The sequence below is a fragment of the Xanthobacter lutulentifluminis genome, from assembly GCF_043194675.2.
In the GTDB taxonomy this organism is placed as follows: domain Bacteria; phylum Pseudomonadota; class Alphaproteobacteria; order Rhizobiales; family Xanthobacteraceae; genus Xanthobacter.
The window spans coordinates 470034-496341 of record NZ_CM195525.1 but is presented as its reverse complement, the minus strand read 5'-3'; the positions used below and the strand labels follow the sequence as shown (position 1 = coordinate 496341).

Below are 26308 nucleotides of genomic sequence, written 5' to 3'. Positions count from 1 at the left end.
CGGCCCCGGGGGGCCGGCTTTTTCGTGCTCGCGACCATGTGACGGGTCATCTGCCGCAGCGGCATCGATCTTCGGCTACCTCTCGCCTAAGCTCCGCCCGCTGTTGGGCAGCCCCGCTCTGGGGCAGCAAGGAGACGGGCATGTCCGATGTGTCGCGGCGAACCTTCCTGGCCGGCTCTGCCGGCGTGACGGCGGCCACCCTAGGCGGTGCCACGCTCGCCGGTCCGGCCCTGGCACAGGCACCGGCGCAGACCTCCCCGGCACCCGCGGCATCCCCCGCCATCAGCCAGACGCCCAGCGCGCACCGCTACAAGGTGGGCGATGTGGTGGTGACCGCCGTGTCGGACGGCATGCGCACCATCCCGCTCGCGGACACCTTCGTGCGCAACCAGCCGAAGGAAGCCGTGAATGCCGCGCTCAAGGCGGCGTTCCTGCCCGAGAACGAGGTGCCCATCTCCTTCACCGTGCTGCTGCTGGAAATCGGCGGCAAGCGGGTGCTGGTGGATACCGGCAACGGCGGCAACCCGGGCCCGGTCGGGCTGGTGCGGGGCACGCTCGGCGCCATCGGGGTCGATCCGGCCAGCGTGGACCAGATCGTCATCTCCCATTTCCATTCCGACCACATCAACGGCCTGATCACGCCGGACGGGGCGCTCGCCTATCCCAATGCGCAGGTGTTCGTGCCCGAGCGGGAGTGGGCCTTCTGGATGGACGACGGCCAGATGAGCCGCGCGCCGGACGCTTTGAAGGGCGGCTTCCAGAACGTGCGGCGCGTGTTCAAGCCGCTGGAGGGCAAGGTGGAGCACTACGCCTGGGACAAGGAGGTGGCGCCCGGCCTGAAGGCGGTAGGCACGCCCGGCCACACGCCGGGGCACACCTCGTTCGCGCTCGAATCAGGCCAGGACAGCCTGTTCATCCAGTCCGACCTGTCGAACCTGCCGGCGCTGTTCATCCGCCATCCCAACTGGCATGCGCAGTACGACATGGACCCCGTGGCGGCCGAGCAGGTGCGGCGCCAGACCTACGCGCGCCTCGCCGCCGACCGCACCTTGGTGGCAGGCTACCACATCCCGTTCCCCGGCGCGGTCTACCTGGAGAAGGACGGCGACGGCTTCCGCGCCGTCCCCACCTACTGGCGGCCGGTGCTGTAGCCGGCGCGCCGGCCCCAGCCCTCGCGGTCCCAATCCTCGCCGCCCAGTCCTCCTCGCGGCCCGGTCCTCGCGGCCGGGTCCTCGCGGCTCAGTCTTGGCGGCTCAGTCCTGGCGCGGCGCCACCTCGGCGGCGATCCAGGACAGGAAGGCCGGCAGGCCGTCCTCCACCTTCAGCACCAGCGCCGCCGGCAGGTCGTGGGGGTGGGTGGCGCCCAGCGCCTCCAGCACGGCGTCGGTCCGGCCGATGGTGGTCTTCAGCAGCATCACCACCTCGTCGGCCCGCTCCGTCCGGCCCTCCCAGCGGTAGATGGAAACCATGCCGGGCAGGATGTTGGCGCAGGCGACGAGCCCGGCCTCCACCAGGCTGGTGGCGGCGTCGCTGGCCGCGTCGAGGGAGGGGAAGGTGGTGTAGATGAGGCGGGCATCCATGGTGCTCTCCTTCCGGCAGGCGTGGCTCGGCCTGCTCCTGTCATAGGCCACGGCGGCGGCGCGGCGAAGCCCCGTGCGGGGCGCGGCGCGCGCGTTGCCTCGACAGATGCGGGCGCGGGGGCTAGACCCATGTCGCATTCCCCGCATCTCCGCCCGCGGATGCCCCGAGACTGCTGCCCGAGACCGCTACCCATGAGCGAACCTGCCCGTCGCTTTGAGAAGATCGCCTTCGTCGGTGCCCAGACGCCGGAGGCCGAGGCCGCGCGCATGCGGCTGGAGGCGCATTACGGCGCTGTCCACGAGGACGACGCGGACGTCATCGTCGCCCTCGGCGGCGACGGGCTGATGCTGCAGACCCTGCACCGCTTCCGCGACCGCGGCGTGCCCATCTACGGCATGCACCGCGGCACGGTGGGTTTCCTCATGAACACCTTCCGGGAGGACAACCTGCCGGCGCGCCTTGCCGCCGCCCAGCAGGTGACGATCCATCCGCTGCTGATGGAGGCCGTGGACGCCAACGGCGTGCGCCACCGCGCCCCGGCCATCAACGAGGTGTCGCTGCTGCGCCAGACCTACCAGGCGGCGAAGCTGCGCATCTCCATCGACGGGAAGGTGCGGCTCGAGGAGCTCATCTGCGACGGCGCGATCATCGCGACGCCGGCCGGCTCCACCGCCTACAACCTCTCCGCCCACGGGCCGATCCTGCCGCTGGGCACGGCGCTGCTGGCGCTCACCCCCATCTCGCCGTTCCGTCCCCGTCGCTGGCGCGGCGCTCTGGTGCCGGACAAGGCGCGCATCGACATCGCCGTGCTGGAGGCGGACAAGCGCCCGGTGAGCGCGGCGGCGGACCATTTCGAGGTGCGCGACATCATCGCCGTGTCGGCGCGGCTCGATGCCACGTCCTCCATCGACATGCTGTTCGATCCCGACCACGGGCTGGAGGAGCGTATCCTGCGCGAGCAGTTCGTGTATTAGAGCACGCGCCGGTCGGCCAGCGCCGCAAGCTGATCGGATAACGCGTTCCCTATCCATAAATGAGAGGGCGATTTCCGCCGCAACGAAAGGGCTTTCCGGCTTCCGGCTCCATGGTCTTCTCCTCGGTCACCTTCCTCTTCTATTTCCTGCCGGCCTTCCTGCTGTGCTATTTCGCGACGCCGGGCGTGCGCGCGAAGAACATGGTGCTGCTGGCGTTCTCGCTGGTGTTCTACGCCTGGGGCGGGCTGGCGAATATTGCCGTGCTCGCGGTCTCCATCGTCGCGAACTACGTCTTCGCGCTGGCCATCGACGGGCGCAGCCCGCGCTGGCGGCTCAGGGTGCTGGGGCTGGCGGTGGCGGCCAACCTCGCCGGGCTGATCGCCTTCAAATATGCCGGCTTCCTGGCCGAGAACCTGAACGTGCTCCTCGCCCCCGCCGGCCTCGCCCTGCCGGTGGTGCATCCGGCGCTGCCGCTCGGCATCTCCTTCTTCACCTTCCACGCCATCTCCTACCTGGTGGACGTGTATCGCCGGAAGGCGTCGGCCAACGGCCGGTTCGAGGAGATCGCGGTCTACATCACCATGTTCCCGCAGCTGGTGGCGGGCCCCATCGTCCGCTACTCCACCATCGCCCGGCGCATCCGCGAGCGGCGCACCACGCTCGGGCGGGTGTCGGCGGGCCTGCGCATCTTCATCATCGGCCTGTCGTGGAAGGTGCTGATCGCCGACGAGGTGGCCCCGGTGGTGGCGGCCGCGTTCGACAACATCCACCAGCCCAACCTCGCCGAGGCGTGGATCGGCGTCACCGCCTACGCGCTGCAGATCTATTTCGACTTCGGCGGCTATTCCAACATGGCCATCGGCCTTGCCATCGCCATGGGGCTGAAGTTCCCGCGCAACTTCAACCTGCCCTATGGCGCCATCTCCATCACCGACTTCTGGCGCCGCTGGCACATGAGCCTGTCGAGCTGGTTCAGGGACTACGTCTACATCCCCCTCGGCGGCAACCGGAACGGCCACCTGCACACCGCCGTGAACCTGTGGAGCGTGTTCCTGCTGTGCGGCCTGTGGCATGGGGCCAGCTGGACCTTCGTCATCTGGGGCGCGCACCACGGCACCTTCCTGGTGCTGGAGCGCACCCGCTTCGGCGCGCTCCTGAAGGCGGCGCCGCGCGTCGTCACCCACGCCTATGTGCTCGCGGTGGCGCTCACCGGCTGGGTGTGGTTCCGCGCCAACAGCCTGGAGGGCGCGCTGGAGTTCTTCCAGGGCCTCGCGGGGCTGAACGGGGTCGGCTATCTGGCGGCGCAGGTGGAAGTCAGCCTCAAGCCGGCCACCATCGCCGTGATGATCCTGGCGTGGCCTCTCGCCATGTTCGGCCTGCCCCGGCCGGGCGCGCGCAGCCTCGCGCCGAAGCTGCGCATGGCGCTCTACGGCACGGCGGACACGCTGGTGGTGTGGGCGCTGTTCGCGCTGTGCGTCCTGTCGGTGGGAGCGGCGACCTATTCGCCCTTCCTGTATTTCCGGTTCTGAGGAGGTCGGGCCGTGCCGCTTCTCATGTCCTTCCGCCGCTGGTGGGCCGCCGTGCTGGTGGCCATCCTGCTGCTCCCCGCCCTCGGCCATTTCCTGCCCGATGTGCCGGCCCCCATGCGCAAGGTGCTCGAGCCCGAGGCGCGCTGGTGGGAGGACGCGGCGCGCCGGCTCGATCCCTACATCAACAACGCCTTCGGCTTCCGCGGCGCGGTGCTGGCGGCGCACCGCTCCTATGTGCGCTTCATCGGCGACACCCAGAGCCAGCTCGCCATCAAGGGCGAGAACGGCTCCCTGTTCCTGAATGACGAGAACGCGCTGGAGCAGTCCATCGGCCAGCTGGTGCGGCCGGAGGCGGTGGAGGGCTCGCTCGCCTTCGCGCGGCGCATGGATGCCTACATGAAGGCTCATGGCGGGCGCTTCGTCATGCTCATCCCGCCCAACGGGGCGACCACCAATGCCGAGTACCTGCCGGCCTATGCCCGGCGGCTGCGCAAGTCGCCCACCGAATACGACCTCCTCGCCCAGCGCATGAAGGCGGAGGGCCTCACCTTGGTGGACATGCGCCCCATCCTCGCCGAGGCGAAGAAGACCGGGCCGGTGCACTGGCGCTACGACACCCACTGGAACCAGCGCGGCGCGCTTTTGGGCTTCAACGCCGCCATGGCCGCCGCCGGCCGCCCGGATCTGGAGGTGAGCCCTGAGGACGCCTATGGCCCGCCCCAGCCGCGCCGCTTCGGCGACCTTCTGCGGGTGGCCGGCGCCCCGGTGCCCGACCCGCCGGACGTGGAATTCCCGCCCAAGGCGCCCATGGCCAAGCCCGTGGACCCGAAGCTGGTGGAGGGCATCATGAAGCCGGTGCCCGCCAACGAGCCGTTCGTGCCCTATGTGATCGACACCGGCCATGCCGGGCCGCGCATCATGGTCATCGGCGACAGCTTCAGCCAGGGGCCGTGGCAGGGCCTCGGCACCTATCGCGCCTCGGCCTACGCCTGGATGCACCACCGCTATTGCCGCTTCGACATGGGCGCGGTGGAGCGCTTCAAGCCGGACATCCTCATCTACGCGCCCACCGAGCGCGCGGTGCCCTGCCGGGGCGAGCCCACCGACTGGCCGACCGGCGGCTGAGGCGCCGGCCTCCCGCGCGGGGGAGGGGCTGCATCAGTCCGGGAAGGGCTCCACATGGGTCTCGCCGGTGCGGCCGTAATAGACGGCGCGGCGGCCGAGGAAGGACACCATGTAGCCGGCGCAGCCCGCCGCCGTGACCTTCCCGCAGAAGCCGCGATAGGTGTAGCCGGGCGCCAGCCGCTGGGCTTCGCCGATGGCCTCCTGGATGGCGCCGGCCTCGAAGGTCGCGGCAACGGGCGCGGCGTGCGCGGGCATGGGCAGCTCCGCGCTGTCGCCATCCGGGCGGTAGTAGGTGGCGGCGGCGCGGCGGAAATCCACCGCATAGCTCTCGAACCCGCCCGCCATCAGCGCGGCGACGATCTCGGGAAAGGTCATGGTGCCGGTCTCTGCCGCATCGAGGCAGGTGCGGGCGAGGGCGATGCTGCGGTCGTCCATGGGGGGCTCCTTGGTGGGGCGGGTCGGCCGAGGCCGATGGGTGGGTCGATCCGTTGCTCGCGGTTCAGTCGAGCGGCGGCGCGCTCATGCGGCCGCGTTCGGCGAGCTGTCGCAGGAGGCGCTCCAGCTCGGCGCGCTCCGCAGGGGCGAGCACGCCGAAGAAGGCGGCGTCATTGGCATCCGCCAGGGCGGCGAGCTCGGGAACCAGCCGCGCCCCCTCCGCCGTGAGGGTGAGGGTGTGGGCGCGCCGGTCCTCGACGCTGGCGGTGCGCGTGGCGAGGCCCTTCGCCTCCAGCCGGTCGGCGAGCTTGCTGATGGCGCCCCGAGTCATGCCCATCTCGGTCGCGAGGTGGCTCGGCGACAGGGGCGCGCGGCCGTAGAGGGCGCGCAGCATCACCCATTCCGCCACGGTGATGCCCCGATCCGCCACCCGCGCGGCGAAGGCGTGGGAGACATGGTTGGAAACCACCCGCAGCCAGTAGCCCAGATGGTCGGTGAGGTGGGAAACGGCCGGATTGGCCGAGGTCTCGCAAGCCCTGTCCCGCAGCGTGTCACCGGTCATGGCGCCTCCTGATTGCCTAGGAAACTACATCAGAAAGTTTCCTAGTCAATCAGTTTTCCGGGACGCGCCAGTCAGTCGATGACCGCATGGGCGCGTCATCCGGAACCCGGCGCGCGCCCGTGTGGAGGGAGGGTCAGGCGGCCGGCGTCCGCGCCTTCATGTCCATGCCGCCGCCGGGCGGGCGCTCGCGCTCGATCAGGCGGTCGACCGGGGCGTAGTCCAGATAGCCGCAGCGCGCGAGCGCCTTGACGGCGGCGATGTCCACCCGCCCGTCGATGATGGCGGCATCGTCGATATGCACGCCCACCACCTCGCCGATCACCATGTGGGCGTTGGTCTGGGTCCCGTCCTTCGCGCGGGGGCGGAAGGTCTCCACATAGACGCACTCCAGCGCGCAGGGCGAGGCGGCCACCCGCGGCGGCTTCACCAGCGTCGAGGACGCGCGGGCAAGGCCGGCCACGTCGAACTCGCTCACATCGCGCGGGGCCGGGGTGGAGGTGAGGTTCACCGCGTCGATCAGGTCGAGGGTGACGAGGTTGCACACGAACTCGCCGGTGGCGGCGATGTTGGCGAGGCTGTCCTTGGCGCCCAGCGAGCAGAACATCACCAGCGGCGGCACCTCGCAGATCAGGTTGAAGAAGGAATAGGGGGCGAGGTTGGCCACGCCATCCGGAGTGAGGGAGGATATCCAGCCGATGGGGCGGGGCGCCACGATGGCCTTGAGCGGGGAGTGGGGCAGGCCGTGGTTGCGCTTGGCAGGCTCGTAGAACATCGCAATGCTTTCGCGGGACAGGGACGAGGCCGCAAACATAGAAGCTTGCGCGCAGGCCGGGCAGGGCCTCCCGCGCATGCCTCGCGCACCTGTGTGCGGTGCGGCGGGCCGCCTCAGCCCAGCGCCACCAGCGCGGAGCGGATGTCGTCGAGCGACCGCTCGGCCGCTTCCATGCCGGCGGCGATGGCCTCCCGCGCGCGCTGGAACTCGAACAGGCCGATCCTGCCGAGCTTCGGCGAGAGCATCACGTCCGGCGGGTCGCCGGCGAGGCGCGAGCGGGCGATGCGGTCCTGGGTGATGTTGAAGGCGTCGATCATCACCGTGGAGAGGCCGCGCGGCCCGTCCGCGGCATGGCCGGTGAAGAACTGCCGGCGCAGCCGCTCGGGGCTGAGCATGGCGGCGATGCCTTCCTTCTTCTCGGTCAGCGCCGCCTCGGCCACCCGCTCCACCACGCCGCCATGGTCCTGGATGACGGTCCCCCGGCCGAACACGTCGGCATTGAGATTGACCGCGATGACGAGCCGCGCGCCCATGGCCCGGGCGGCGGAAACCGGGACCGGGTTCACCAGCGCCCCGTCCATCAGCCAGCGCCCGCCCACCTTCACAGGCGTGAAGATGCCGGGCAGGGCATAGGAGGCGCGGATCGCCTCGACGAAATCGCCCCGCGTCAGCCAGATCTCATGGCCGGTGCCGAGCTCGGTGGCGATGGCGGCATAGACCACCGGCAGGTCCTCGATGGAGAGGTCCCCCACCTCCCGCCGCATCAGCTCCACCAGCCGGCGGCCGCCGATGAGGCCTGCGCCGCCGAGGGCAAAGTCCAGCAATCCCAGAACGTTGCGCTTGGTGAGGCCGAGCGCCCAGTCCTCCAGCTCGTCGAGCTTTCCGGCCGCCCAGATGCCGCCCACCACCGCGCCGATGGACGTGCCCGCCACCACCTGCGGCTGGATGCCGGCCTGCCGCAGCACCTTCAGCACGCCGATATGGGCAAAGCCGCGCGCCGCGCCGCCGCCGAGCGCGATACCGATGGAGGGCTTGCCCTCGCCGCCATTGCGCTGCGCCGGATGGGAAGGGGCGCCGAGATCGGGAGGCGCTGGCTCGCCGCCGGCAGACAGCCGCGCGGCCGGCGCGGCAGTCGATGCGGCGGATGCGGGGGCAGAGCCGGAAGCCGGGCCGGATCGCCAGTGGAGGGACTGGAACATCAACACCTCCTTGCGCGCCGCGCGTGGCGGCGCCTGACCTGCCAATGCCCCCCAAGCCGTGCCGGTTCCGGCACAGCTCAACTTTAGTGGGTTCCTGTTAAGGCCTGGTGTCGGAAGCGTGGTCGGGCTGCGGTCATCACCGGCCGATTCAGTGGCCGTGACCGTCCTTGCCGTAGACGGCCGCGGGGTCGAAGCGCGGCGCGTCGCCGGTGAAGCCGAGCCGGGTGTCGCCAGAGGGCGCCGCGCCGAGCGGCACGGTGCGGTAGAAGCAGGAGCGCCGGCCGGTGTGGCAGGCGGCGCCGGTGCCGCCCATCTCGACGCGGATGACGACCGCGTCCTGGTCGCAGTCGATGCGCATCTCCACCACCTTCTGGGTGTGGCCGGAGCTCTCGCCCTTCTTCCAGAGCTTGCCGCGCGAGCGGCTGAAATAGTGCGCCTCGCCGGTCTCCATGGTGAGGGCGAGGGCCTGCGCGTTCATGTGGGCGAGCATCAGTACCTCGCCGGTGCGCGCATCCACCGCCACGCAGGTGATCAGGCCGTTCGCGTCGAAGCGGGGCGAGAGGATGGTGTCCTCCTCCAGCGCGGGGCCCTTGCCGGGCGCGGGGAAGGCGAAAGTGTCGGCGCTCATGTGGATGCTCGCACGGATGAAGGCGCTCCCGCGCCGCGGAAGCGCCCTTGCCGGCGTCCCGCGGTCAGCCCTTGGAGCGGACCAGGGTGATGAAGCGCACCTGCTCGGCCGGGTCGTCCCGGAACACGCCGGTGAACTGGGTGGTGAGGGTGGATACGCCGGCCTTGGCGATGCCCCGCATGGACATGCACATGTGCTCGGCCTCGAGCATCACCGCCACGCCGCGGGGGTTGAGCCCGCCGTCGAGGGCGTTGACGATCTGCGAGGTCAGGTGCTCCTGGGTCTGCAGGCGGCGGGAGAAGATCTCCACCACCCGCGCGATCTTGGACAGCCCCACCACCCGCTCCACCGGGAAGTACGCAATGTGCGCCTTGCCCACGAACGGCACCATGTGGTGCTCGCAATGGGAGTGGAAGGGGATGTCCCGCAGCAGCACGAAATCGTCGAAGGTGCCGATCTCGCCGAAGGTGCGGTCGAGCAGCTCGTCCGCGTCCTCGCCATAGCCGGAGAACAGCTCCTCATAGGCCTTCACCACCCGCTTGGGGGTGTCGATGAGGCCCTCGCGCGCCGGGTTCTCGCCGATATAGGCGAGCAGGGTGCGCACCGCCGCCTCGGCCTCCTCGCGGGAGGGACGGGGGGTGCCGTCGGGCAGGGTGGGGGAAGGGGCGGCCTCGGCCTGCGGGGCCGGTGCGTCCGCCTTCGACTTGGCGCGACCTCCCGCCTTGCGGCGGCGTTCGCGCTCCTCGTTCTCGGCCTGCGCCTTGAACAACTTCACTACCGCGTCCATGACCAACTCCGTCCGACCCGCCCCATGCGCGACCGTTCCGTCGCGAGGCGGGAGTGTCACCGGTCGTCGGCTGCGCATGCGCGGTGTCGCTCAAACCGCGCCCCGCCGGCCCTGCCCGGCGGCGGCTTTGCCGTCCGTTCCCCGTCTGCGGCCCGACCATTCGAGCCGAAGCGTAATCATGGGGCCGCAGGGCCGGTTCTGCAAGGGATGGTGCGCCGCAGGGGTGGTCCGGCCCGGACGCCGGGGCGACGGCCAGCGGTGCTGGAGAACCGTGCCGGACGTCAGCGCGACCCGGACGGGTCTTCCGCCTGCGGTGCGGGTGGCGTGCGCCAGACACCGTAGCGCCACGGACGGTACCAGCGCGCATCGGCCGGCAGGCAGCGCGGCACCGGATCATAACCATGGCCGCCCCAGGGGTTGCACCGGCAGATGCGCGCCGTCGCCATCACCGATCCTGCGAGCGCGCCGTGGCGCATCACCGCCTCCTCGGCATATTCCGAGCAGGTGGGCAGATAGCGGCACTGGCGGCCCATGAAGGCCGAAAGCGAATAGCGATAGACGAGGATGAGCCCGCGCACGGCGAGCCGCGGCGCCCGGCGCAGCAGCGCGAAAGGCCCGCTGCCGCCGGACGCGTCCGGCTGCTCGTTCCGCATCCTGTCGCTGCCCTGTCGCGTCATCCGTCCTCGCGTCCTCGCCTCAATGCTGCCATTCTGGGCGCGGCTCATGGAGCCATCCCAATCCTGATTCAGGCCGGGCCGAGCTGGTCCCGGCGGCCGGCGTGGCTCCGCCCTGCGGAGGTGCCCTTGTGACTGCCGATGCCGTTCCATCCGCGTCCCCGGCCGATCTCGCCCTCGTGGTGCGGGCGCTGGCCTTCGCCACCCTGCGCCACACCGACCAGCGACGAAAGGGGCGGCGCGCGCAGCCCTATGTCAACCACCTGGCCGAGGTGGCGCTGCTGGTGAGCGAAGCGACCGGCGGCCGCGACGCGCCTCTGGTGGCCGCCGCCCTGCTCCACGACGTGGTGGAGGACCAGGACGTGACGCCGGCCGAGATCGAGACCACGTTCGGTCCCGACGTGATGCGCCTCGTGATGGAGGTGACCGACGACAAGGGCCTCGATGCCGCCGAGCGCAAGCGCCTCCAGGTGGCCCACGCGCCGCACATGTCGGCGCGGGGCAAGCTGCTGAAGCTCGCCGACAAGACCGCCAACCTGCGCTCGCTGGCCGAGGATCCGCCGCAGGACTGGGGCGCCGCCCGGGCGCGGGCCTATGTGGAATGGTCCCGCGCGGTGGTGGCTGGCCTGCGCGGGGCCTCGCCGGCGCTGGAAGCCGCGTTCGACGCGGCGGCCGAGGAGGCCATCTCGGCCATCGACACCCGCGCCGCCGAGGCGGCCGGCTGAGCCATCAGCCCGCGGCCGCCGCATCCTCTGCCCGGCGGGCCGCCTCGATCTGGCCGATGGCATCCACCACCGCATCGAAGGTGAGCATGGTGGAGGCGTGGCGGGCCTTGTAGTCGCGCACCGGCTCCAGCACCTTCAGCTCGTCCCACCGGCCCTCGGGCGGCGGGCCGTCCTCCCTCAGCATGCGCCACATGGCCTCGCGCACGGCACGCAGCTCGTCCGTCCGGGCGCCGATCACGTGGCGCGCCATCAGGGAGGAGGAGGCCTGACCGAGGGCGCAGGCGCGCACCTCATGGGCGAAATCCACCACCGTGTCGCCGTCGAGCACCAGATCCACCGTCACGGTGGAGCCGCACAGGCGCGAATGCGCGCGCGCGCTGGCCTGCGGCGCCGGAAGCCGCCCAAGCCGCGGGATCTCGGCGGCGAGGGCAAGGATGCGGGCATTGTAGACGTCGTTGATCATCGAACGCTTCCACCGCTCCGGTGAAGGCGGGCCGGGGGCGGTACTTGAGGTCACTGCAAGGCGCGATCGTCCCCGCGCCGGCTTCAGACCATATATAGCGCTGCGCCGGATCGGCGGAAGGCCGGGTCCGGCGCCGATCCCGAAACGACCGCAGCCGCCGGCGATGCGGCGGCCGGGAAGGGCGCCGCCGCTCCGGAAAGCCCGCGCAACGTATGGCGGGCCGGCGCAACAAAAACCGGGCGCGTCAATTCCGGCGGACGGGCGTCGGGAGCGGGGTCTGCCCGGCGCCGGGCGAGGCCGCTGCCGGTGTGGCCCCGGCGGGGGCTTGCGGGCGCGCCTGGGCGGCCGGCTGGGCACCGGTGGCCGCGCTCGCGTCCGTCACCTTCAGCTCCGCCTCGCGGAAGAGGCGTTCCAGCCCGGCGAGCCGTTCCGCCGCACGGGGCGACAGGGTCACCGGCCGCTCGCTTTCCGACAGGCCGGGCACGTTCACCATGGGCGGCGGCTCCTCGATCTTCGGGATCGGGGTGGTGACGCCGGGAATCGGCTTGATCTCGATGCCCTGATGGGCATAGGCCATCACCTTCTGCCAGGTCATGGCCGGCAGGGAGCCGCCGGTCATCTTGTTCATCATGGCGTAGTCGTCGTTGCCGAACCACACGCCGCAGACATAATTGCCGGTGAAGCCCATGAACCAGGCATCGCGGTAAGAGTTCGTGGTGCCGGTCTTGCCCGCCACCTTGGAGTTCACCAGCCGCGCGCGCCGCCCGGTGCCATTCTCCACCACGTTGTTCAGCATGTCGTTGATGTCGTAGAGCGCCTGCTGCGGGATGATCTGAACGGGCTTGGGCGCATCCCGGTCGAACCGCCACACCACGTCGCCGTTGCCGACGCGCATCTCCACCACGGCGTGGGGATAGACGCTCTTGCCGCCGTTGGCGAACACCGAATAGGCGGTGGTCGCGTCGAACAGGGTCACCTCGGCGGCGCCCAGCGGCAGCGGCGCGGAGATGGGCAGCGGCGTGCGGATGCCCATCTGGTGGGCGAGGTCCACGATCTTCTTGCGGCCGAAACGCTCGGCGAGGCGCACCGCCACCGTGTTCAGCGAGTGCTGCAGCGCCGTCTTGAGCGTGATGGAGCCCATGTAGGAGCGGCCATAGTTCTGCGGGCACCAGTTGCCGAGGCAGATGGGCGCATCCTGCACGATGGTGGACGGCCTGAAGCCGTTCATGAGCGCCACCGTGTAGACGTAGGGCTTGAAGGAGGAGCCGGGCTGGCGCAGGGCGTCGGTGGCACGGTTGAACTGGCTGTCGCCATAGTCGCGCCCGCCCACCATGGCGCGCAGGGTGCCGTTGGGCTCCATCACCACGATGCCGCCCTGCTTCACCTTGTAGTCACGGCCGAATTCCGCCAGCGAGGATTCCAGCGCCGCGTCCGCCACCTTCTGGATGTTGGGGTCGAGACCCGTGCGCACGATGAAGTTGCGCTCCACCACCGAGGGCGGGAACTGGTCCACCAGCTTCTTCACCTCGCCGAAGGCATAGTCGAGGTAATAGTCCGGCACCTCGTCGTCGCGGCGATCCACCGGGGTGGCCGGGTTGCGGCGGGCGCCGAACACCTGGCCCTCGGTCATGAAGCCGGCATCCACCAGATTGTCGAGCACGGTGGAGGCGCGGGCGCGGGCCGCCGGCAGGTTGATGTGCGGCGCATATTTGGAGGGCGCCTTGAACAGGCCGGCGAGCATGGCCGCCTCGGCGAGGTTCACCTCCTTCACCGACTTGCCGAAATAATAGCGCGCCGCCGCGTCAACGCCGTAGGCGCCGCCGCCGAGATAGGCGCGGTCGAGGTAGAGTTTCAGGATCTGGCTCTTGGTGAGCCGCGCCTCCAGCCAGATGGCGAGGAAGGCTTCCTTGATCTTGCGCTCGATGGTGCGCTCGTTGGACAGGAACAGGTTCTTGGCCAGCTGCTGGGAGAGCGAGGAGCCGCCCTGCCGCACGCCGCCGGCCCGCGCGTTGGTGAGCACCGCGCGGAAGGTGCCGGAGACGTCGATGCCCCAGTGCTCGTAGAACCGGCGGTCCTCGGTGGCGAGGGTGGCCTTGATGAGCTGGTCCGGGATGTCCTCCAGCGGCACCGTGTCGTTCTGTCGCACGCCGCGCTCGCCGACGGTGTTGCCATAGCGGTCGAGGAAGGTGACGGCGAGCTCCGTGCGCTTCAGCCAGTCGTCGGAGGTCTCGCGGAAGGCGGGCATCGCCAGCGCCAGCATGACCACCGCGCCGGCGACGCCGAGGGTGAAGCCCTCGGACGCCACGCCCACGGCGAAGCGCGGGACGCCTGACAGGTTGAACCGCTCGGTGAAGGCGGCATAGGCGGAGAACGCCCGCCGGGTCCGCGCGCCCAGGCTGAACAGCCCGCTGTCCAGAAGCGCGTCGAAGTCGAGCATCAGCCCGCGCAGGCGCGAGAAGAAGGAGGGGCGCTTTGGCTCGGTCACGTGCGGGCTCGGCTTCGAATCGGAAGGGGGCAACGTCCGGCGGCTCCCCGACGCCGGTTCCATCACTCGTCCCTATATAGCGCGGCGCCGGGGCGAGCGCGAGCCGGTGCGGGTCAGCGGCCGGGAATGGACAGGATGCCGTCCGGGCTCAGCCGGTCGATGATGCCCGGCAGATGCTCGGCGAGGAGGCCCGGCAGCAGGTCCGGCGAGAGACCGAGCGCGCCGGCCACCTGCGCGAGCTGGTCGGAGCCGAGCGCCGCCGTGATCTGCTCGGCGGAGACCGCAGCGTTCGGACCGGTTCCGATCCAGCTCGCCACCTGGTCGGCGAGCCCCGATTCCCGGAGCTGGGCGAGCACGCCGTCGATGCTGCCGAACGGCGTCTTGGCGAGCGCTTGGTCGAGCATCCCGGGCACGGCCTGCGCCATGGGGCTGTTGAGCAGCGTGCCGAGCAGCGCGCCGGCGTTGCCGCCATTGAGCTGGCCCAGCATGTTGTTGAGAAATCCGCCCATCATCTGGTCGAACAGGCCCATGGCCGAAGCTCCGTCAAGATCGTGCGGGGCGCGGCCCCGGTCCGGTTCGGTTGCAGTGCAAGATGCGTTGCGTCAGGTCATGGTGTACGCGATCGCAGGATCGTAGTCGATTGCGCTTGGGGGCGGGCGTCGGGTCGGCGTGCGACGCCCGCCTTGCAGCACCTGCCCCTGCGGCCCCGCGCCGCTGGGACCGCGTGTGACCTAGGCACGCGCAGTTTCACCCGCTAACGGCTCTGAGGTGATGATCCCACTGCCCTTGTTCGCAGCCTTCGCGCTCATGACCGCCCTCGCGGCGCTCGCCGTGCTGTGGCCGCTGTCGCGCGTCCGCACCGTCCGCGCCGCGCGCGAGGCGGACCTCGCCGTCTATCGCGACCAGCTGGCCGAGATCGCGCGCGACGCCAAGTCCGGCCGTCTTCCCGCCGCCGAGGCGGAGGCCGCCCGGGTGGAGGTGGCGCGCCGCATGCTCGCCGCCGATGCCGCCCGCGAGCCGGGCGACGCGCAGGACACCGGCCTCGCCACCCGCCGCCGGCGCATCGCCGCCGTGGTGGCGCTGCTGCTGGTGCCGGCCTTCGCGCTCGGCCTCTATGTCGATCTCGGCTCGCCGCGCCTGCCCGGCGCCCCGCTCGCCGACCGGCTCAGCGCGCCGCCGGACCGCGGCGACGTGGCGATTCTGGTCCGCCGCGTGGAGGAGCATCTCGCGCGCAATCCCAACGACGGGCAGGGCTACGAGATTCTTGCCCCGGTCTATCTCAGGCTCGGCCGTCCCGATGACGCGGCGCGCGCCTATGCCGAGGCGATCCGCACCCTCGGCCCTTCGCCCGAGCGCCATTCCGCGCGCGGCGAGGCGCTGGTGGTGGCTGCCGACGGTCTGGTGACGGCCGATGCGGCGCGCGCTTTCGCCGCCGCGCTTGCGCTCGATCCCCAGGAGCCGCGCGCCGCCTATTTCCTCGGCCTCGCCGCCGAGCAGGACGGGCGGGCGGCGGATGCGGCGCGGATCTGGGCGGATCTGCTGGCCCATGCGCCCGCAACCGCGCCCTACCGGCCGATGGTGGCCGCCGCGCTTGCGCGGGTGGGCGGCGCGCAGGTTCCGGCCGCGCCTACCGCCTCCGCGCCTGCCGCTCCCGGCCCCGGCGCGGCCGATGTGGCGGCTGCTGCCCAGATGTCGGCGCAGGACCGCGACAGCATGGTGCGCGGCATGGTCTCCCGGCTCGCCGCCCGGCTGGAGAGCGAGCCCAACGACATCGACGGCTGGGTGCGCCTCGTGCGCGCCTACGGCGTGCTGGGCGAGAAGGACAAGGCAGCCGAGGCGCTGAAGAGCGCCCGCGCCGCCTTCAGGGACAATGCGGAGGCCCTCGGCCGGCTCGATGCCGCCGAGAAGGAGCTCGCGGGAGGCAAGGGATGACGCGCAAAGGCCGGCGGCTGGTTCTCATCGGTTCGGGTCTCGCCGTGCTCGCGCTCGCCGCGGGCCTCATCCTGTCCGCCCTCACCGACACCATCGTGTTCTTCCGCACCCCCACCGAGGTGGCGCAGCAGCAGGTGCAGCCGGGCGCGCGCCTGCGCCTCGGCGGGCTGGTGGAGACGGGCAGCGTCGCCAAGACCGGAACCCTCACCACCTTCTCGGTCACCGATGGCAATGCCACGGTGAAGGTCGCCTATTCCGGCATCCTGCCGGACCTGTTCCGCGAGGGGCAGGGCGTGGTGGCCGAGGGCGCGCTCCAGCCGGACGGCACGTTCAAGGCCGACAGCGTGCTCGCCAAGCACGACGAGAAATACATGCCGCGCGAGGTGGCCGACGCGCTCAAGCAGCAGGGCCACTGGAAGGACGGGGCGCCCGCGCCCGGCGCCGCCAGCCCCGCCCAGCGCCAGCCGGGGAGCTGACATATGATCGCAGAGCTCGGCCAATACGCCCTCGCGCTCGCCTTCGCCCTGTCGCTGGCGCAGGTGATCCTGCCGTCCTGGGGCGCGCGGCGCGGCGATGCGGTGCTCATGGGCACCGCCGGTCCCATCGCGCTCGCCCTGTTCGGCTTCGTCGCCTTCGCCTTCGCCGCGCTGGTGCAGCTCTATGTGACGTCCGACTTCACCGTCATCAACGTGGTGGAGAACTCCCACTCGCAGATGCCGCTGATCTACAAGGTGACCTCCACGTGGGGGAACCACGAGGGCTCCATGCTGCTGTGGGTCTTCGTGCTGGCCTTCTTCGGCGCGCTTGTGGTGATGTTCGGCGGCAATCTGCCGGATCGGCTGAAGGCGCTGGTGCTGGCGGTGCAGGGCGCGGTGGGCGCGGCCTTCCTCTCCTTCATCCTCTTCACCTCCAACCCGTTCCTGCGGCAGGTGTCGCCGCCGGCAGAGGGGCGCGACCTCAACCCGATCCTCCAGGACCCCGGCCTCGCCATCCATCCGCCGCTCCTCTACCTCGGCTATGTGGGGCTCTCCATCTCCTTCTCCTTCGCCATCGCCGCGCTGATCGAGGGCCGCATCGACGCCGCCTGGGCGCGGTGGGTGCGGCCGTGGACGCTGGCGGCGTGGGTGTTCCTGACCCTCGGCATCGCCATGGGCTCCTACTGGGCCTATTACGAGCTCGGCTGGGGCGGCTGGTGGTTCTGGGACCCGGTGGAGAACGCCTCGCTGATGCCGTGGCTCGCCGCCACCGCGCTCCTGCACTCCGCCGTGGTGATGGAGAAGCGCGACGCGCTGAAGGTGTGGACCATCCTCCTCGCCATCCTCGCCTTCTCGCTCTCGCTGGTGGGCACCTTCCTGGTGCGCTCGGGCGTCCTCACCTCGGTCCACGCCTTCGCCACCGATCCGGCGCGCGGCGTGTTCATCCTCGCCATCCTCACCTTCTTCATCGCCGGCGGGCTCACCCTGTTCGCCCTGCGCGCCTCGGAGCTGCGGCAGGGCGGGCTGTTCGCCCCGATCTCGCGCGAGGGCGCGCTGGTCTTCAACAACCTGTTCCTCACCGCCGCCACCGCCGCCGTGCTGGTGGGCACGCTCTACCCGCTGGCGCTGGAGGCGCTGACGGGGGCGAAGATCACGGTGGGGCCGCCCTATTTCAACCTGGCCTTCGGCGGGTTGATGCTGCCGCTGGTGTTCGCCATGCCGTTCGGCCCGCTGCTGGCTTGGAAGCGCGGCGACCTCCTCGGCGTCGCCCAGCGCCTGATGCTGGCGGCCGGGCTTGCCGTGGTGGCGGCCGTCGTCACCTCAGCCGCCAGCACGGGCGGGCCGGTGCTGGCGCCGCTCGGGGTGGGGCTCGCCGTGTTCATCATGCTCGGCGCTCTGACCGACATCGTCGAGCGGGCCGGCCTCGGCCGGGTGAGCGGGCGGGTCGCGCTGGCCCGCCTCGCCGGCGTGCCGCGCTCCGCCTGGGGCACCGCCATCGCCCATTTCGGCGTGGGCGTGTGCCTGCTTGGCATCGTCAGCGAGAGCGCGTGGAGCCTGGAGAAGATCGCCTCCGTGCGGGTGGGCGAGACGGTGGCCATCGGCACCCGCACCCTGACGCTGGAGCGCATGGAGAACCGTACCGGGCCCAATTTCCGCGCGCGCACGGCGGTGTTCTCCATCCGCGACGACGGCGTGGCGGACGGCACCATCGAGGCTTCGCGCCGCCTGTTCTCCGCGCGGCAGATGGCGACCACCGAGGCCGGCATCCGCACCTTCGGCCTCAGCCAGCTTTATGTGAGCATGGGCGAGGAGAGCCCGGACGGGCATATTTCCATGCGCGCCACCTACAAGCCGTTCGTGACGCTGATCTGGCTCGGTGCGGTGGTGATGGCGCTGGGCGGCTGCCTGTCGCTGGCCGACCGGCGCCTCAGGGTCGGCGCGCCCCGCCCGGCGTCGAAACGGCCGCGGCGGGCTGTGGCTCCGGCGGAGTGAGGGGCGTGCACATGCGTTTTCTTCGCTGGATCTCGCCGGCTCTCTCGGTCCTCATCCTCGCGGCGACGCTCGTTGTCCCCGCCCGTGCCGTCCAGCCCGACGAGGTGCTCGGCGATCCCGTGCTGGAGAGCCGTGCCCGCGCCATCTCGGCCGAGCTGCGCTGCATGGTCTGCCAGAACCAGTCCATCGACGATTCGGATGCGCCCCTCGCCAAGGACCTGCGCGTCATCGTGCGGGAGCGGCTCAAGGCTGGCGACAGCGATGCGCAGGTGATGGATTTCATGGTGGCGCGCTACGGCGAGTTCGTGCTGCTGCGGCCCCGCTTCTCCTGGCGCAACGCGCTTTTGTGGGCTGCCCCGGTGCTGGTGCTGGCCCTGGGCGCGCTGGCGGCGGTGGCCGGGCTGCGCCGCCGCCGCGCCGCCGCGCCCGCGCGCCTCTCGCCGGAGGAAGAGGCCCGGCTGAAGCGGCTGATGGCCGAGACGGACAGCGCCTCCGGCGGCCCCGGCGCCTCCTGACGCGGTAATGTCCTGCGTGGCGAGCGGACCAAGGTGCCGGCAACCGCTGCTGCGTTTCGGCCCACAATAGCCGGCGCCAGCGGGGGCGGTCGGTAGGCCCTGCGCTCGCCTCGGGACCCGCGCAAAACCTTGCCAGGACAAGTTCTGCGGCGAGGGACGCGCGGCCCCGTCCGCCCGCCGGACCCCGCCCGGCGCTGGCCTTGCCGCCGCCCCGATGTCTCTCACGCGGGCGTGAGCGACATTACGGAAGCTTAATCCGCCCGCCAGACTGCCGTAACGGTCGGCCCCTTAGCTTGCGTCTCGAACCTGCCCAACCGGCAGACAACCAGAGAGACGCGAACTCACATGACCCGCTCCGACAACACCCCTTCCGTGACGAAGCGCCATCGCCGGGCCCTGCTCGCGGGCGTGGTCGGTCTGGCGCTCGCCGGCGTCGTGGCCGGCCAGTTCGTGCCGCCCGGCAACACCGCGGCGCAGGCCCAGATCACCACCAACCAGCCCGCCGGCACCTTCTCCTTCGCCGACATCGTCGAGAAGGTGACCCCTGCCGTGGTTTCGGTGAAGGTGAAGAAGGATGTCGGCGACCGGCAGATGGCCATGGGCGGCGACCTCGGCGGCAACGTGCCGCCCCAGATCGAGCAGTTCCTGAAGCGCTTCGGCTTCGGCGAGGGCCAGGGCCCGATGGGCCCCGGCGGCCCCGGCATGGGTCCGCGCGGCAACGGCCCCAAGGGTGAGCGCCCCGTGGTGGGCCAGGGCTCCGGCTTCATCATCTCCGCCGACGGCTATGTGGTCACCAACAACCACGTGGTGGACGGCGCCGATGAGGTGGACGTGACCACCACCGACGGCAAGGAGTACGTGGCCAAGGTGATCGGCACCGATCCGCGCACCGACGTCGCCCTGCTGAAGATCGAGAACGCCAACAACCTGCCGTGGGTGAAGCTCGCCGACGGCGCCCCGCGCGTCGGTGACTGGGTGATCGCGGTCGGCAATCCGTTCGGCCTCGGCGGCACCGTGACCGCCGGCATCGTCTCGGCCCGCGGCCGCGACATCGGCTCGGGCCCGTATGACGACTTCATCCAGATCGACGCCCCCATCAACCGGGGCAACTCCGGCGGCCCGACCTTCTCGCTCAACGGCGAGGTGATCGGCATGAACACCGCCATCGTCTCGCCCTCCGGCGGCAACGTGGGCATCGCCTTCGCCATCCCGTCCGAGACCGTGAAGACGGTGGTGAACCAGCTGCGCGAGAGCGGCTCGGTGGCCCGCGGCTACATCGGCGTGCAGATCCAGCCGGTGACCGAGGAGCTCGCCTCCGGTCTCGGCATCAAGGACGCCGAGGGCGCCCTCGTGGCCCAGGTCCAGCCCAACACGCCCGGCGCAAAGGCCGGCCTGAAGGCGGGCGACGTGATCGTGAAGCTCAACGACGAGGCCATCAAGGACGCCCGCGACCTCACCCGCAAGGTGGGCATGATGAAGCCCGGCGCCGAGGTGAAGCTGCAGCTGATCCGCGACACCAAGCCCATGACCCTGGCGCTGACCCTCGACAAGCTCCCCAACGAGCAGGTCGCCTCCCGCGCCACGCCCCAGGGCGAGGATGACAGCGCCGGCGCCAAGGACCTGCCGCGCCTCGGCCTCCAGCTCGCCCCGGCCAAGGGCGTGCAGGGTGCCGGCTCCGAGGGTGTCGTCGTCACCGGCGTCGAGCCCAACGGCCCGGCCGCCCAGCGCGGCTTCAAGACCGGTGACGTGATCCTGAAGGTCGGCGACAAGGTGGTCGCCACCCCGAAGGACGTGCGCGACGGCCTCGCCGCCGCCAAGGCCGAGAACCGCAAGGCGGTGCTGATCCAGGTGAAGAGCGGGGAGGGCGTGCGCTTCGTCGCCATCACCCTCGACACCAAGGCCAAGGGCTGACCACGGATCAAGGGCTGACCACGGTCCAAGGCTGACCACGGTCCAAAAGCCGGCCCCGCCTCCCGAACCTTCTGGCGGCCCCCCTTGCGGGCGGGCCGCCAGCCTCCGGACCGAGGCGACCATCCCATCGCCCCCCTGATGCCGCTTCGGCTCCGACGGCGCGGGAAGCTCCAGAGGGCTTCCCGCGCCTCTTTTTTCGCCGTCCGCCGGAGGAGATCCGCGCCGGCGCGTGGACCCAATCCCAAGGTGAGCTAGAGTGATGACAGCGAATCTCGATCCGGGTCCCCTCTCCGCCATGCGCCTCCTCCTCGTCGAGGACGACCGCGACGCCGCCGAATATCTGCGCAAGGCCTTCCGCGAGGCCGGCCACGTCGTCGACCATGCCGCCGACGGCGAGGAGGGGCTCACCCTCGCGCTGGACGGCAAGTACGACGTGATGGTGGTCGACCGCATGCTCCCCGCCCGGGATGGCCTTTCGCTCGTGGCCGAGCTGCGCGGACGCGGGCAGACGACGCCGGTGCTCATCCTGTCCGCCCTCGGGCAGGTGGACGACCGGGTGCAGGGCCTCAGGGCCGGCGGCGACGATTACCTGCCCAAGCCCTATGCCTTCACCGAGCTGCTCGCGCGGGTCGAGGCATTGTCGCGCCGCGGGGTGGGGCAGGGGGCCGAGACCACCGTCTACAAGGTGGCGGACCTGGAGCTCGACCGCCTCGCCCACCGCGTCACCCGATCGGGCAAGGAGATCGCGCTCCAGCCGCGCGAGTTCCGCCTTCTGGAATACCTCATGCGCTACGCCGGACAGGTGGTGACCCGCACCATGCTGCTGGAGAACGTGTGGGACTACCATTTCGACCCGCAGACCAACGTCATCGATGTCCACGTCTCGCGCCTGCGGTCCAAGATCGACAAGGGCTTCGAGGTGCCGCTGATCCACACCGTGCGGGGCGCCGGCTACATGGTCCGCGCGGGGGCGGCGTGAGCGCACGGGCGACCGCGCCGTCCGCACGCGGGGAGGGGGGACGATGAAGGCCGGCGTCTCCAGCTTCACCCGGCTCGTGCGCACCACCGCCTTCAAGCTGCTCGCCGCCTACCTGCTGGTGTTCGCCGTGTTCGCGGTGTCGGTCATCGTCTACACCGCCTGGCACACGCGCGAGCTGATCCAGGGCCAGGTGGCTGACGACCTCAACCGCGAGGTGGTCTTCCTGTCCGAGCAGTACCAGATCGGCGGCATCCAGCGGCTCGTCTACGTCATCGACCGGCGCACGCGGCGGCCGGGCTCGTCCATCTACATGCTCACCAATTTCCAGGGCGAGGTGCTGGCGACCAACGTCTCCGACCTGCCCATCGGCCTGCTCGACAGGCCGGGAACGCGCTTCACCACCTACAACCGGCCGGACGATGCGGGGCTGCGCAGCCACGTGGCGTTCGTGCAGGCCATGATCCTGCCCGGCGGCTACCGCCTGCTGGTGGGCCGCGACATCGAGGAGCGCGACACCCTGCGCGATCTGGTGGCGCGGCCCGCGCAATGGGCGGTGGTGCTCATCGTGGTGCTGGGCGTCGCCGGCGGCATCTTCGTGACGCGGCGGGTGCTCAAGCGCATCGATTCCATGACCGCGACCGCCGAGACCATCATGGCCGGCGACTTCTCCGGCCGGCTCGCTGTGGCGGGCACCGGGGACGAGTTCGACCGCCTCGCCCATTCGCTGAACGTGATGCTGGACCGCATCGAGGGCCTCATGCAGGGCCTGAAGGAGGTCTCGGACAACATCGCGCACGATCTCAAGACCCCGCTGACGCGCCTGCGCAACCGCGCCGAGGAGGCGCTGCGCACCGCTCGCTCGGAGGAGGACTGGCGCGCTGCCATGGAGACCACCATCGAGGAGAGCGACGGGCTGATCCGCACCTTCGACGCGCTCCTGATGATCGCCCGCGCCGAGGCCGGGCAATCCCGCGCCACCATGAGCGACCTCGACCTCGCCGAGATCGCCGAGAATGTCGGCGAGCTGTACGAGCCGCTGGCCGACGAGCAGGGGCTCGATCTCCTGGTTTCGGTGGAGCCGGCGACCATCCACGGCGTCAAGGAATTGCTGGCGCAGGCGCTCGCCAACCTCATCGACAATGCCATCAAGTATGGCCGGCCCGCCGACGGCAGCCGCGGCCGCATCACCGTCTCGCTCGTTCGCCGCGATGGCGAGGCGGTGCTGAGCGTGGCCGATACCGGCCCGGGCATTCCCGCGGAGGACCGCGAGCGGGTGGTTGAGCGCTTCGTGCGGCTGGAGGTGAGCCGCACGCGGCCGGGCTCCGGGCTCGGCCTGTCGCTGGTGAGCGCGGTCGCGCGCCTGCATGGCGGCAGCCTCTCCTTCGGCGACAACGGCCCGGGGCTGGTGGTGCGCCTCAGTTTGCCGGCGAAATAATGCCGGCTCGCGCGTCATTCCCGAGCATGTGCCGTTAACCTGTGCCGTTGCCGGGCAAATTTGCTGTTAACCATGCCTCTCCGACAGCTCCGGCTGCGCATCAAATGAGCAAGGGGGCTTGCGCCGCGCAGAGCGCTGGTGCCTTTAGGTGAAATCATGCGCGGGCCCCTCGAACCGGATTCGGCCGACCGGCCACCTCTTGCCCTGCAGATGCGGGAAGCTCCCGTCCTCGCGGATCGCGAGACGGCAAAGATTAAGCTTTCCCACGCCATCGAAGCGCTCGCCCCCGCCGACAGGGTGGCGCTCGAGGGGCTGCTGGAGCGCGCGCCCGATGCGCGGGATGTCTGCCTCGCCATGGCCGAGGCTTCGCCCTTCCTCACCGAGGTGGTGCGCGCCGAGCCGGCGCGCCTCCTGCGCGTGCTCTCGCGCGATCCCGCGGTCCATCTCTCCGGCCTTGTCGCCACCTGTGCCGAGACCCTGCGCGAGGGGACCGAGGCGGAGGTGATGCGCGCGCTGCGGCGCATGCGCAGCGAGGCGGCGCTGATGATCGCGCTTGCCGACATGGGCGGCGCCTTCGGCCTGGTGGAGGTCACGGCCGCGCTGACCGAGGTGGCGGACGCAGCTCTGCAGGTCGCGCTCGGCTTCCTCTTGGGCGAGGCGGCGCGCACCGGCCGCCTGCTCCCGCCCGATCCCGAGGACCCGGCGGCGGGCTGCGGCCTGGCCGTGATCGCCATGGGCAAGCACGGCGCGCGGGAGCTGAACTATTCCAGCGATATCGACCTCGTCGTGGTCTACGACCGCGACCGGGCGCCCCTCTCCGACAAGGTCTCGCCCTCGCCTTTCTTCGTGAAGGTCATGCAGGGCCTCGTGCGGATGCTGCAGGAGCGCACCGCCGATGGCTACGTGCTGCGGGTGGATCTGCGGCTGCGGCCCGATCCGGGCTCGACGCAGGTGGCCCTCTCCACCACCTCCGCGCTGGACTATTACGAGCGCGAGGGCGCCACCTGGGAGCGCGCGGCCTATATCAAGGCGCGTCCGGTGGCGGGCGACCTGGAGGTGGGCCAGCGCTTCCTCGCCGAGCTCTCGCCCTTCGTGTGGCGCCGGGTGCTGGACTTCCAGGCCATCGCCGATGTCCATGCCATGAAGCGCGAGATCCACGCCTTCCGCGGGCACGACGTGGTGGCGGTGGAGGGCCACAACGTGAAGCTCGGGCGCGGCGGCATCCGCGAGGTCGAATTCTTCGTCCAGACCCAGCAGCTCATTGCCGGCGGGCGCGATCCGCTGCTGCGCAACTCGCGCACGCTGGAGGCCCTCGACGCCCTCACTGCCCGCCGCTGGATCGAGCCGCGGGTGCGCGACGAACTGGCGGAGGCCTATCTGTTCCTGCGCCGGGTCGAGCACCGCATCCAGATGGTGGCGGATGCCCAGACCCATTCCCTCCCCGAGAGCCGCGCGGCCATGGAGGGCTTCGCCCGCTTCATGGGCTACGCCGACCGCGACGCCTTCGCCGCGGCGCTGGTGACACGGCTGCAGACGGTGCAGGGCCATTACGCCAACCTGTTCGAGGATGCGCCGCCGCCGGCCGTGCTCGACGCCGATCTGCTGTTCCCGCCCGACAGCCATGACCGCGCCACGCTGGCGGCGCTGGCGCGCCTCGGCTTTCGCGATCCCGGGGCGGCGAGCGCCATCGTGCGGGGTTGGCTTGCGGGCGTGCCGCGGGCGCTGAAGTCCGAACCGGCGCGGGCCCATCTCGCCCGCATCGTCCCGCTGATGCTCGAGGCGCTCTCGCGCGGCGGCGATCCGGATGGCGCGCTGATCGCCGCCGATCGCTTCCTTACCGAATTGTCTGGCCCGCACCTCCTCACCGCGCTGGACCGGCATCCGGATCTCGTGCGGCTGCTCGCCACCATCCTCACCGCCGCCCCGCGCCTGAGCGAGACGCTGGCGCGCCGGCCCTCGCTGACCGACGCGCTGCTGGACCCCGCCTTCTTCGACGTGCTGCCGGACGAGGCGAGCCTTGCCGCCCATCTCGACGCCCTGCTCGATTCCGCCGACACGGAGGAGGAGCAGTTCGACCGCGCCCGCCGCTTCCGGCAGGAACAGCACGTGCTCATCGGCGTGCGTATCGCTTCCGGCACGCTGCCCGCTGCACGGGCCGGCGAGGCCTATGCGACCCTCGCCGAGGTCATCATCCGCGCCCTGCACCGGCGGGTGCGCGCGCGGTTCGAAGAGGCGCACGGCACGATTGCCGGGGCCGAGACGGCGGTGATCGCCATGGGCAAGCTGGGCGGGCGCGAGATGACCGCCGGCTCTGACCTCGACCTGATCGTCCTCTACGATTTCGACGCCGACGCCGATCCCACATCGAACGGCGCGCGGCCGCTCACCGGCGCGCAGTATTTCGCCCGCTTCACCCAGCGCCTCATTACCGCGCTCACCTCGCTCACCAACGCCGGCAAGCTCTACGACGTCGACCTGCGCCTGCGCCCATCCGGCCGCTCGGGACCGCTGGCGACGCGGCTCGGCTCGTTCGCCGCCTATCAGCGCGAGGAGGCGTGGACCTGGGAGCACATGGCGCTCACCCGCGCCCGCATCATCGCCGCCGCGCCCGCCTTCGCGGACCGGGTGGGGGAGGTGGTGTGCGCCGTCATGGCCCAGCCTCGCGATGCCCGCCGCCTCGCCGGCGACATCCTGGACATGCGCCAGGCCATCGCCGCGGAGAAGGGCGAGGACGACAAGTGGAACCTGAAGCACGCGGCGGGCGGGCAGGTGGACGTGGAGTTCCTCGCCCAGTACCTCGTGCTCGCCCACGCCCACGCCCATCCGCAGATCGTGGACACCGCCACCGCGCGGGTGCTCTCCATCGCCGAGGAACTGGGATTGCTGGGCAAGGAGGACGCCCACGTCCTCACCCGCGCCTGCCGGCTCTACCAGAACCTCACGCAGGTGCTGCGCCTCGCCGTGGATGCCCATGTGGTGCCGGCGGACGCCAGCCCGGCGCTGCGTGCGCTGCTGGCCCGCGCCGGCGAGATGCCGGATTTCGCGATCCTGGACGCTGACCTCACGGACACGCAGGGGAAGGTTCGCGCCATCTTCGAGCGCATTCTGGGGACCGCGGCGGGGTAGGCT

General features: G+C 70.9%; 24 protein-coding genes. 13 read left to right on the top strand and 11 right to left on the bottom strand.

Annotation, left to right across the window (positions count from 1 at the left end; all coding sequences use genetic code 11):
* Window positions 1-140: 140 nt before the first annotated feature.
* Window positions 141-1151: an MBL fold metallo-hydrolase gene (locus V5F49_RS02220; protein WP_394114804.1), complete on the top strand. Its 1011-nt coding sequence runs from the start codon at window positions 141-143 to the stop codon at window positions 1149-1151.
* A 102-nt stretch (window positions 1152-1253) separates the two neighbouring features.
* Here V5F49_RS02220 and cutA read toward each other — a convergent pair whose 3' ends face one another.
* Window positions 1254-1580, bottom strand: coding sequence for a divalent-cation tolerance protein CutA (gene cutA, locus V5F49_RS02215; RefSeq protein WP_394114805.1), 327 nt, complete (start codon window positions 1578-1580; stop codon window positions 1254-1256).
* 192 nt (window positions 1581-1772) lie between these two features.
* On the opposite strand from cutA, the gene V5F49_RS02210 reads away from it, so the two are divergent.
* The 3 genes from V5F49_RS02210 (at window position 1773) to V5F49_RS02200 (ending at window position 5209) form a co-directional block, all read left to right on the top strand.
* The gene (locus tag V5F49_RS02210) at window positions 1773-2555 is read left to right on the top strand and encodes an NAD kinase (protein ID WP_394114806.1); all 783 of its coding nucleotides are present in this window, start codon (window positions 1773-1775) and stop codon (window positions 2553-2555) included.
* Window positions 2556-2665: 110 nt separating this feature from the next.
* The gene (locus V5F49_RS02205; RefSeq protein WP_394114807.1) at window positions 2666-4084 is read left to right on the top strand and encodes an MBOAT family O-acyltransferase; all 1419 of its coding nucleotides are present in this window, start codon (window positions 2666-2668) and stop codon (window positions 4082-4084) included.
* Between the two features lie 12 nt (window positions 4085-4096).
* Entirely contained in the window at window positions 4097-5209 is a 1113-nt protein-coding gene (locus tag V5F49_RS02200) for an alginate O-acetyltransferase AlgX-related protein (RefSeq protein ID WP_394114808.1), read from the top strand.
* Between the two features lie 33 nt (window positions 5210-5242).
* Here the strand turns inward: V5F49_RS02200 and V5F49_RS02195 are convergent, their stop codons facing one another.
* From V5F49_RS02195 to yidD, 7 genes are all read right to left on the bottom strand, one after another.
* Complete coding sequence (locus V5F49_RS02195) at window positions 5243-5644, bottom strand: DUF1398 domain-containing protein (protein ID WP_394114809.1); 402 nt, start codon at window positions 5642-5644, stop codon at window positions 5243-5245.
* 64 nt (window positions 5645-5708) lie between these two features.
* A complete protein-coding gene (locus V5F49_RS02190) occupies window positions 5709-6206 on the bottom strand; it encodes a MarR family winged helix-turn-helix transcriptional regulator (protein WP_394114810.1) in 498 nt (165 codons plus the stop codon).
* Window positions 6207-6339: 133 nt separating this feature from the next.
* Window positions 6340-6978: a flavin reductase family protein gene (locus V5F49_RS02185; RefSeq protein WP_394114811.1), complete on the bottom strand. Its 639-nt coding sequence runs from the start codon at window positions 6976-6978 to the stop codon at window positions 6340-6342.
* A 113-nt stretch (window positions 6979-7091) separates the two neighbouring features.
* Window positions 7092-8177, bottom strand: a complete 1086-nt coding sequence (locus V5F49_RS02180; protein ID WP_394114812.1) for a patatin-like phospholipase family protein — start codon at window positions 8175-8177, stop codon at window positions 7092-7094.
* 148 nt (window positions 8178-8325) lie between these two features.
* On the bottom strand, window positions 8326-8805 hold the full coding sequence (gene hisI / locus V5F49_RS02175; RefSeq protein ID WP_394114813.1) for a phosphoribosyl-AMP cyclohydrolase: 480 nt from the start codon (window positions 8803-8805) through the stop codon (window positions 8326-8328).
* Between the two features lie 64 nt (window positions 8806-8869).
* Entirely contained in the window at window positions 8870-9592 is a 723-nt protein-coding gene (gene folE, locus V5F49_RS02170; protein ID WP_394114814.1) for a GTP cyclohydrolase I FolE, read from the bottom strand.
* Window positions 9593-9873: 281 nt separating this feature from the next.
* Complete coding sequence (gene yidD / locus V5F49_RS02165) at window positions 9874-10245, bottom strand: membrane protein insertion efficiency factor YidD (protein WP_394114815.1); 372 nt, start codon at window positions 10243-10245, stop codon at window positions 9874-9876.
* Between the two features lie 152 nt (window positions 10246-10397).
* Here yidD and V5F49_RS02160 point away from each other — a divergent pair, with 152 nt between their 5' ends.
* A complete protein-coding gene (locus V5F49_RS02160) occupies window positions 10398-10991 on the top strand; it encodes an HD domain-containing protein (RefSeq protein ID WP_394114816.1) in 594 nt (197 codons plus the stop codon).
* Between the two features lie 4 nt (window positions 10992-10995).
* Here the strand turns inward: V5F49_RS02160 and V5F49_RS02155 are convergent, their stop codons facing one another.
* The 3 genes from V5F49_RS02155 to V5F49_RS02145 all read right to left on the bottom strand — a co-directional run bounded on the left by V5F49_RS02155 (window position 10996) and on the right by V5F49_RS02145 (window position 14469).
* On the bottom strand, window positions 10996-11454 hold the full coding sequence (locus V5F49_RS02155; protein ID WP_394114817.1) for an iron-sulfur cluster assembly scaffold protein: 459 nt from the start codon (window positions 11452-11454) through the stop codon (window positions 10996-10998).
* A 244-nt stretch (window positions 11455-11698) separates the two neighbouring features.
* Window positions 11699-13891, bottom strand: coding sequence for a transglycosylase domain-containing protein (locus tag V5F49_RS02150; protein WP_394114903.1), 2193 nt, complete (start codon window positions 13889-13891; stop codon window positions 11699-11701).
* 161 nt (window positions 13892-14052) lie between these two features.
* Window positions 14053-14469, bottom strand: coding sequence for a YidB family protein (locus V5F49_RS02145; RefSeq protein ID WP_394114818.1), 417 nt, complete (start codon window positions 14467-14469; stop codon window positions 14053-14055).
* A gap of 250 nt (window positions 14470-14719) precedes the next feature.
* Here V5F49_RS02145 and ccmI point away from each other — a divergent pair, with 250 nt between their 5' ends.
* From ccmI to V5F49_RS02105, 8 genes are all read left to right on the top strand, one after another.
* Entirely contained in the window at window positions 14720-15871 is a 1152-nt protein-coding gene (gene ccmI / locus V5F49_RS02140; RefSeq protein ID WP_394114904.1) for a c-type cytochrome biogenesis protein CcmI, read from the top strand.
* A complete protein-coding gene (gene ccmE / locus V5F49_RS02135; protein WP_394114819.1) occupies window positions 15868-16347 on the top strand; it encodes a cytochrome c maturation protein CcmE in 480 nt (159 codons plus the stop codon). The genes ccmI and ccmE overlap by 4 nt, the downstream gene beginning before the upstream one ends.
* Before the next feature lie 3 nt (window positions 16348-16350).
* Window positions 16351-18339, top strand: a complete 1989-nt coding sequence (locus tag V5F49_RS02130) for a heme lyase CcmF/NrfE family subunit (RefSeq protein WP_394114820.1) — start codon at window positions 16351-16353, stop codon at window positions 18337-18339.
* 11 nt (window positions 18340-18350) lie between these two features.
* Complete coding sequence (locus V5F49_RS02125; protein ID WP_394114821.1) at window positions 18351-18854, top strand: cytochrome c-type biogenesis protein; 504 nt, start codon at window positions 18351-18353, stop codon at window positions 18852-18854.
* A 345-nt stretch (window positions 18855-19199) separates the two neighbouring features.
* Window positions 19200-20765 (top strand): Do family serine endopeptidase, encoded by a 1566-nt coding sequence (locus V5F49_RS02120; protein ID WP_394114822.1) that lies wholly within the window; start codon window positions 19200-19202, stop codon window positions 20763-20765.
* 259 nt (window positions 20766-21024) lie between these two features.
* On the top strand, window positions 21025-21744 hold the full coding sequence (locus tag V5F49_RS02115) for a response regulator transcription factor (protein ID WP_394114905.1): 720 nt from the start codon (window positions 21025-21027) through the stop codon (window positions 21742-21744).
* A gap of 43 nt (window positions 21745-21787) precedes the next feature.
* The gene (locus V5F49_RS02110) at window positions 21788-23179 is read left to right on the top strand and encodes an ATP-binding protein (RefSeq protein WP_394114823.1); all 1392 of its coding nucleotides are present in this window, start codon (window positions 21788-21790) and stop codon (window positions 23177-23179) included.
* A 156-nt stretch (window positions 23180-23335) separates the two neighbouring features.
* Window positions 23336-26305: a bifunctional [glutamine synthetase] adenylyltransferase/[glutamine synthetase]-adenylyl-L-tyrosine phosphorylase gene (locus tag V5F49_RS02105; RefSeq protein ID WP_394114824.1), complete on the top strand. Its 2970-nt coding sequence runs from the start codon at window positions 23336-23338 to the stop codon at window positions 26303-26305.
* Window positions 26306-26308 lie beyond the last annotated feature (3 nt).

What these genes read in the sequence shown, in the direction of transcription:
- V5F49_RS02220 (WP_394114804.1), top strand. Translation starts at nt 141, where the DNA reads ATGTCCGATGTGTCGCGGCGAACCTTCCTGGCCGGCTCTGCCGGCGTG.
- cutA (WP_394114805.1), bottom strand. Translation starts at nt 1,580, where the DNA reads ATGGATGCCCGCCTCATCTACACCACCTTCCCCTCCCTCGACGCGGCC.
- V5F49_RS02210 (WP_394114806.1), top strand. Translation starts at nt 1,773, where the DNA reads ATGAGCGAACCTGCCCGTCGCTTTGAGAAGATCGCCTTCGTCGGTGCC.
- V5F49_RS02205 (WP_394114807.1), top strand. Translation starts at nt 2,666, where the DNA reads ATGGTCTTCTCCTCGGTCACCTTCCTCTTCTATTTCCTGCCGGCCTTC.
- V5F49_RS02195 (WP_394114809.1), bottom strand. Translation starts at nt 5,644, where the DNA reads ATGGACGACCGCAGCATCGCCCTCGCCCGCACCTGCCTCGATGCGGCA.
- V5F49_RS02190 (WP_394114810.1), bottom strand. Translation starts at nt 6,206, where the DNA reads ATGACCGGTGACACGCTGCGGGACAGGGCTTGCGAGACCTCGGCCAAT.
- V5F49_RS02185 (WP_394114811.1), bottom strand. Translation starts at nt 6,978, where the DNA reads ATGTTCTACGAGCCTGCCAAGCGCAACCACGGCCTGCCCCACTCCCCG.
- V5F49_RS02180 (WP_394114812.1), bottom strand. Translation starts at nt 8,177, where the DNA reads ATGTTCCAGTCCCTCCACTGGCGATCCGGCCCGGCTTCCGGCTCTGCC.
- hisI (WP_394114813.1), bottom strand. Translation starts at nt 8,805, where the DNA reads ATGAGCGCCGACACTTTCGCCTTCCCCGCGCCCGGCAAGGGCCCCGCG.
- folE (WP_394114814.1), bottom strand. Translation starts at nt 9,592, where the DNA reads ATGGACGCGGTAGTGAAGTTGTTCAAGGCGCAGGCCGAGAACGAGGAG.
- yidD (WP_394114815.1), bottom strand. Translation starts at nt 10,245, where the DNA reads ATGCGGAACGAGCAGCCGGACGCGTCCGGCGGCAGCGGGCCTTTCGCG.
- V5F49_RS02155 (WP_394114817.1), bottom strand. Translation starts at nt 11,454, where the DNA reads ATGATCAACGACGTCTACAATGCCCGCATCCTTGCCCTCGCCGCCGAG.
- V5F49_RS02150 (WP_394114903.1), bottom strand. Translation starts at nt 13,891, where the DNA reads ATGCTCGACTTCGACGCGCTTCTGGACAGCGGGCTGTTCAGCCTGGGC.
- V5F49_RS02145 (WP_394114818.1), bottom strand. Translation starts at nt 14,469, where the DNA reads ATGGGCCTGTTCGACCAGATGATGGGCGGATTTCTCAACAACATGCTG.
- ccmE (WP_394114819.1), top strand. Translation starts at nt 15,868, where the DNA reads ATGACGCGCAAAGGCCGGCGGCTGGTTCTCATCGGTTCGGGTCTCGCC.
- V5F49_RS02130 (WP_394114820.1), top strand. Translation starts at nt 16,351, where the DNA reads ATGATCGCAGAGCTCGGCCAATACGCCCTCGCGCTCGCCTTCGCCCTG.
- V5F49_RS02125 (WP_394114821.1), top strand. Translation starts at nt 18,351, where the DNA reads ATGCGTTTTCTTCGCTGGATCTCGCCGGCTCTCTCGGTCCTCATCCTC.
- V5F49_RS02120 (WP_394114822.1), top strand. Translation starts at nt 19,200, where the DNA reads ATGACCCGCTCCGACAACACCCCTTCCGTGACGAAGCGCCATCGCCGG.
- V5F49_RS02115 (WP_394114905.1), top strand. Translation starts at nt 21,025, where the DNA reads ATGACAGCGAATCTCGATCCGGGTCCCCTCTCCGCCATGCGCCTCCTC.
- V5F49_RS02110 (WP_394114823.1), top strand. Translation starts at nt 21,788, where the DNA reads ATGAAGGCCGGCGTCTCCAGCTTCACCCGGCTCGTGCGCACCACCGCC.
- V5F49_RS02105 (WP_394114824.1), top strand. Translation starts at nt 23,336, where the DNA reads ATGCGCGGGCCCCTCGAACCGGATTCGGCCGACCGGCCACCTCTTGCC.